Consider the following 6,513-nt stretch of genomic DNA (forward strand, 5'->3'; position numbering starts at 1 on the left):
CGGGGTCGGAGGTTGGAAATGTCCGCGCGTAGCGACTTGGTACCGCTTCAACCGGGCGACCGTGCGCCGAACGTGGTACTCGACGCCATTACCCAGGAAGGCAAGATCGCGCTTGACGACTTTCGCGGACAAAAGCCGGTGCTGGTCGGCCTGTTTCGAGGTCTGCATTGTGCGTTTTGCCGGCGCCATATCGCCGCCCAGGCGCGGCTTGATCCGGAGCTGCGCGAAAAGGGCGTGGAGAGCCTGACGGTGGTCAACACGCCGATCGAACGGGCGCGTCTCTATTTCCGCTACCACCCGATGCCGAATCTGCTTGCGGCCTCCGACCCTGAACGCGCATCACATCGTGCTTTTGGACTGCCCAATCTCGAATTCACCGAAAACGAGACGAACTGGCCGTACAAGGTCTCGATGGCAGCGGCAAAGGATATGCGGGTCGACATACCAGGCGAGTTGCCTGGTCCTATGGATCCTATTGCTGCCAGCGAACTCCTCAACAAGAGGGACCATTACGAACTGACCGAAGCCGACGAGCAGATGATCGCAACCGGACACGGACAACTGGTCGGTCAGTTCCTGCTGGACCGGCAGGGGATCGTCCGCTGGAGCTTCACCGAGATTCCAGAGGGTGGGCGATACATGTTTGGGGCGCCAAACCCGCAGGAGCTGATGTCAGCCGTTTCCCAAGTCGCCCAATAGACTAGCGAACGAGGTAAACGGGCGGGACACTGACAAGTTCACCGCTCTTCGAGCACCGCCTCGATCCTGGCAACAAAGTCATCGAGTGAGCGATCCCCGCGAATTTCGATGCGCGGAAGGTCGATGGGATCGCAATCGAGGTCCGCCGGCCCGTGTCTGCCGCCGAAGCCGATCCGATAGCCGCACTCCTTGGCCAGCCGGCCAAGCCGTCGGTCGGTGACAGAGAAGGGTGCCGCGAACGCCGTGGTTGGCCGACCGGTCCACCATTCGATGAACATGCGAGAGCGCAGGAGGTCGGCGGCCAAGTCAGAACTCGACAGACCATCGATCGCGCGATGCGTCGCCAGATGGCTTCCGAAGAACGCACCTTCGGCGGCGAGACGTCGCACCGTGCCGGCGTCCATAAGCGGCGTCGGCGGGCCGCTGTCGGCGTCCCACAGTGCACTTTCCCCCACCAGGTCCGTCACCAGGAACACTTCCGCGGTCAGGTCGTTGGCCCGCAAGATCGGCCAGGCATGGTCGGCAAAGTTCTGGAAGCCGTCGTCGAAGGTGATGAGCACTGGGCGGCCGGCGACAGGTTGACGGTTGGCGATGAACCGTTCCAGCTGCTCGGACATGATGGCGTGAAAGCCATTAGCGCGCAGCCATGCCATCTGGCCATGGAATGCGGCGGGCGCGAGCCGAAAACGGGCGAGCGCGGCCGGACCTTCGTCGGCGACGCTGTGATACATGAGGACAGGGATACGCTGCCGCCGCTCGCTACGCGCAACGTCGCGGCGCAGGGCCCGCGCCCCGCCCCAGACGATATTTCGCGCGACCCCGATTTCGAGGCGCGCGCGGATTGGCGCATGATCAATCATCGGTTCCGTCGCCGCCTCGTCCGGTGACTGGCGGCGGAAGCGGTCTATGCGATAGAGCTCGGTCTGGATCGATTGATCGAGGACGAGGCCTTCGGTCCCTGCCAGCGTCTCTGAGATCGCTTGTGCACCGAATGTGTTCCAGTCGAAGCCGGTCCTTTCAACATTGTCGCGTAATACGAATGCGTGTGCGTTGATGAAACTGCCGCCAGGCGCCAATGCCTCGACGATTTTTTTGGCGATGCGCCGCAACTCGGCGAGATCATCCAGATAGTAGAGCACTTCCGAACAGACGATCAGGTCCATCTCACCAGGCAGCGTGTCCGCGCTAAAGTCCAATACGCCAAACTCGACATTCGGCTGATCGCTGCATCGCGCGCGCGCTCGCCCGATAGCTACGGCGGAGATGTCGGTTGCGGTCAAATGGCTCACTCGCGGCGCCAGCTGCCGCGTGAAGTGCCCCTCCGCGCAGGCCAGCTCAAGCGCTCGTCCGATCGGGCCGGCAGGCAGAATTTCGAGCTGCCGCTCATATTTTTCCTGCTCATAGGAGGAACCGTAGTTCCAGGGATCCTCGGTCGCGAAATAGCCATTCCAGAACGACGTGCGATCCATGTCGTGCCTGGGCCGTGCGCGGCGCGGCGCCGCAGGAGGCGCCGCAGCTTCGGCGCTCGACCGAACCAGCCTCCGCGCTTCCGCGGCCAACCGCGCCAGTTTGCCAAAGTGGCTGTCCGGATCGGGTCCGCGTTCAGCTGTGGCTGACAATGCCTCGGCTGCGAGCGTGTTTGACGTGTCGGCGCCGGCGGCCTGTTGCGGTACAGGTGATCGTCTCGCAAACCTTGCCGCACTGTCTACAAGCCGCTCAGCGGCCACGACATTCTGGATCAATTCAATCCAATGGCGCCTTGTCACTTTCCCGAGTACACCGAACTGCACGACAGCCTCGATCTGGCTATCCATCATCAGATAGGCATAAATTTGATCGATTCCTTCCGGAACTTCGATCGAGGTCGGATTTCGAATATCGACGCGAATTCCAAGCGTCCGCGCCAGCCGGCGCGGCGCGGCAAGATCGTCGAAGTCGAGAAGCATTTCCTCAAGGTGATACTGGACGCGGCGACCCGCGACGGGATCGCCCCAGACCTTGCCGAGTTCGGTGATCAACTCGGTGAGGGAGCCGCCGAACCTGTCCCATCTGGCGGCCAATTGCGCTGGCACCGATAGGCTTCCTACCATAAGGCCATCGAAGGCCACCTTGGCGATCTCACGCGCCCACTTACGTCCTGCCGGGAGCGCGCGCAGGGTCTGCGGGCTGATCGAGCGGCGGCCGCTGCCGCAATCCGACGCGGCGTTCCACAACGCGAACCACGCGAGTGCTTCGGAAGCGGTGCGGCCGTTCGTTTCGATCGCACCATTGGCGTGAGCCGATGCCGGCTTTTTGACCCTGGGATCAGGAGAAAAGCCGCGGGCGATCACGATTTCCGCATCGGCCAGCATCTGTGTCGAATTGCGGGTGAGCGAGTTGAGACTGGTCCGATAGAAAGCGAGCGGTTCGTCGACCATCACCCAACGTTTGCCTAGACGTGCCAGGCGCTGCCACAGATCCCAGTCCTCGCAGGTGCGCAACGAAACATCGAAGCCGCCCAACTCGACAATTGTCTTCCGGTCGACGAGCAACGCGTGAGTGCGGATGGGGCAACGGCGCGAGAATGTTTCGAAGGGCTGGATCGCAACCTCCGTCGGGATGCTCGACGGGGTGAGTTCGCCATCGGGCATCACGCGCCGAGAACCGCAATAGGCGGTGACCGCATCGGGCGCGGCTTCAAGTGCGGCCAGCATTTTCGCAAGGAAGCCGGCGTCCACCCAATCGTCCGCATCCAGGAACATGAGCCAGCGTCCGCGCGCTGTCGAAATCCCGCTATTGCGCGCGCCAGCGGCGCTATACGCAGAAGCGCTCAACGTCCGAAACCGGGCATCGTGCTCCACATAGCCGGCGATGATCGCGGCGGTAGCGTCCGTGGAGACGTCGTCGACGACGATCGCCTCCCAATCCACTATTTCCTGATCGACAAGGCAATCGAGTGCGCGCGGCAGCGTTACCTCCGCGTTGTGCGCAGGAACCACGATTGAAACCAAGGGATTATGCGCCACGCAGCCTTACCCGCGCCTGGTTCGAAGGTAGAACAACAGTCCCGAAACATAGCCGGCGATTTCCTGCCAAAGGAAACGGTCCTCAGCGACACTGCGTCCAAACAGTCTCCTGCGAACGCTTCCGAGCCGCCGCGACGCCGCCATTTGGCTGCAGAGCGAGCTTGCTCCTGTCGTGCTACCGATGTTGGAAGCCGGGCGCAGCATTCGCATCCGTGCCGCCGAGCTTGGGCGCCAGCTGTCGCAGAGGGAGGTCAAGGCCAAGCATGCCGCATACTCATGTCGTCGATCCCCGGAGTCGGCGCCATGACCACAAGCTGCGATCCCTGGCATCGTGCAATAGCTATGGCAACCTGACGTCTTTTGCAATCGGGGCGCAATAGATGCAAGCCCACTGAAGCGTTGGTGTGAATGACTGCAGTGATTGGGACTATTGCTCCCCTCCTATCGACCGAAACGCCTCGATTCCGAGGTGCATTCTCGAACAGCCATTCTCCGTGCGAAACAAGACCTTCCTTCTACCGTTGGGCCCGCATCGGAAGCTGATCGTCGCAGTATACAGCCGGGTGCGAGACAGTATGTGCACCGCCAGACCCGCTATTTTAGATACTTCTAATGAATATGCGCTACTTAATTGAGTTCCCAGTAGCTATAGATTGACATTGTATTACTCATTTCTATAGTAGATTGCGTCAAATGGTCGATTAGATTAGCCGGTTATGCCTGCTATCACGAAGAGATGTGCGAGCGACGTAACTCGGAACCCGTTCATTTGCCGCTAGTCAAGAGATGTAAAAGGGACCCACGAATTGGCTTAAGGCAAGAAGATTCCGGCTTGCGAGTCGGCTATTTTGCTGACATGTTTGGGCGTTTTTGAGTTTTGCACTGTGGCAGGTGTTCAAATGAAGGGGCATAAGGATGGCTAAGGAATCTTCGAGTACCGCTTCAGCAAGTAAAGCGGACGAAAATCTGATAGGTAATGCAGATGGAAACGGGCTGGCCTTCATGGGGGTCCAGGCCCGCGAGGCCGGCGTCTCCGGCGACGCTGTAGGTGTCGACAAGATACGTGATCTGCTGTTCGGCAACCAGATGCAGGACTACGACCGCCGTTTTTCCAAGCTTGAAGAACGGTTCTTGCAGCGCTTCAAGGATGTCGAATCCGAGGCCAAGCGCAATCTTGAAATGTACGAGTCAAATGCAAAAAAGCAGGTCGAATCGCTCGCGGCGCAATTGCGGAACGAAAAAGATGCACGAGCCGAGGCCGACAAGGAGATTGACCGGAATCTTCGCGAGCAAAATCAGGCGCTTGAAAAGCAGGTGCGCGCGTTGTCGGATCAATTGAGCGAGCTTGAGCGCGAAGTGGCCGACCGGATAAATCGAAGCGATCAATTGCTGCGTGAGGAAATCAAGCAAAAGAATGAAAGCATTCAGATGCTGATTGAGAAAATGTTTTCCGATCTCAGCAACGTCAAGACCGACCGAAATCTTTTGGCCGGCCTGTTTGTCGAGGTTGCAAAATGTCTAAATCAGGATCCCGTCGGCAGCAAGCACAACTCGGAACGCAGCTGGAAAGTGAGTTGATCGGAACTTGACGTCGACCGTCGACCCAATCAGCCTTCCTCAAAGAGCAGCTTCGAACGATCCAGAGATTGATCGCGAGGCTCTGGCTAATCTTTTGGTCGAAATTGCCCGGAACGTCGATCCGGACTATCGTGCGCGTCTCTACGGAGTTCCAACCGCCGATCCTCGCATGGAAACGCTGCGCCAGTTGCTGGTCGGCCGCGAAATTTCGGAGCTTTCACGAGTTGCGCACCTGCTCGACGAACCTGAGCAGCTTGCGGCTGCAGTGGGGGGTGTTCTCCCCAGTGCAGCCGCACGTGCGCCTCATGCGCAACTCGGCGAGGCCCTTGCGCCAGCTGTCGAGAGGGCCGTGCAGCGGTCCATCCAGAAGAGCCCGCGCACGCTTACGGATATATTATACCCGGTGTTTCTGCCGGCAATTCGCAAGTCGATCGGGGAAAAGATCGATCAGACCTTTCAGTCGCTGAATGAAACTTTAAGACATATATTTACCTGGCACGGGCTGAAGTGGAGATTTGAAGCTTGGAGAACGGGTGCAAGCTTCTCAGAAGTTGTTCTTAAGCATTCTCTTGTCTACCGTGTAGAGCATGTCTTTCTTATCAACCGCAATTCCGGGATTTTGATAGCGCATGTAACTGCCGATAACGCAACGAGCGAAGATCCTCAACTCATTTCTTCGATGCTTAGTGCAATTCAAGATTTTGTGAAAGACTCATTTAACGAGAAAGAACAGAGCGGCCTGGACACTATCCGTTTCGGGGAGCTTCGTCTCTGGTCGGAAGTTGGACCGTTTGCGACCTTGGTCGCGGTGATCCGGGGAAATCCGCCAGAGGAATTACATGAAATCGTTCGCGATGTGTTGTTTCGCATCCATGATGAATACTCCCAGGCTTTAGAGCAGTTTGACGGCGACAGTTCGCAGTTGGTCGGCATAGAGACGCAGTTGCAATCCTGCGTTGAACTGAAGCAGGAGGACTCAAACCAGGGATTTCCGTGGCTGGTGGTGGCTGCAGTCCTGCTGGTTTTGATTCCAGCAGGCGGTTGGTTCTTTCTTTCCTGGCAATCCGGGCAACGCTGGCAGGCCTATGTGTCGCGACTGGGAACCCAGCCGGGCATCATCGTTGCCGAACAAAAGATGCGCGATGGCCAATTCTATATTGCCGGCCTGAGAGACCCGCTTGCCGCCGACCCGCAGGCTTTGCTGTCCGGAACGCAGGTCGATCCCGCCCGC

3 protein-coding genes and 1 pseudogene are annotated in these 6,513 nt (G+C 58.7%); 3 read left to right on the forward strand and 1 reads right to left on the reverse strand.

The window, feature by feature from the left end; translation table 11 throughout:
- The first annotated feature begins 18 nt into the window (after positions 1-18).
- Entirely contained in the window at positions 19-699 is a 681-nt protein-coding gene (locus BLT09_RS16505; RefSeq protein ID WP_091594747.1) for a peroxiredoxin-like family protein, read from the forward strand.
- 38 nt (positions 700-737) lie between these two features.
- On the opposite strand, the gene BLT09_RS16510 is transcribed toward BLT09_RS16505, so the two are convergent.
- Positions 738-3,704: a trifunctional glycosyltransferase/class I SAM-dependent methyltransferase/polysaccharide deacetylase gene (locus BLT09_RS16510; RefSeq protein WP_091594749.1), complete on the reverse strand. Its 2,967-nt coding sequence runs from the start codon at positions 3,702-3,704 to the stop codon at positions 738-740.
- A 915-nt stretch (positions 3,705-4,619) separates the two neighbouring features.
- Here BLT09_RS16510 and BLT09_RS16515 point away from each other — a divergent pair.
- Together BLT09_RS16515 and BLT09_RS16520 are read left to right on the forward strand one after the other, a co-directional pair.
- Complete coding sequence (locus BLT09_RS16515; RefSeq protein WP_091594751.1) at positions 4,620-5,282, forward strand: coiled-coil domain-containing protein; 663 nt, start codon at positions 4,620-4,622, stop codon at positions 5,280-5,282.
- Between the two features lie 7 nt (positions 5,283-5,289).
- A pseudogene (locus BLT09_RS16520) lies at positions 5,290-6,513 on the forward strand (OmpA family protein); the annotation flags it as partial.

The organism is Mesorhizobium muleiense, from assembly GCF_900099905.1.
GTDB lineage: Bacteria > Pseudomonadota > Alphaproteobacteria > Rhizobiales > Rhizobiaceae > Mesorhizobium > Mesorhizobium muleiense.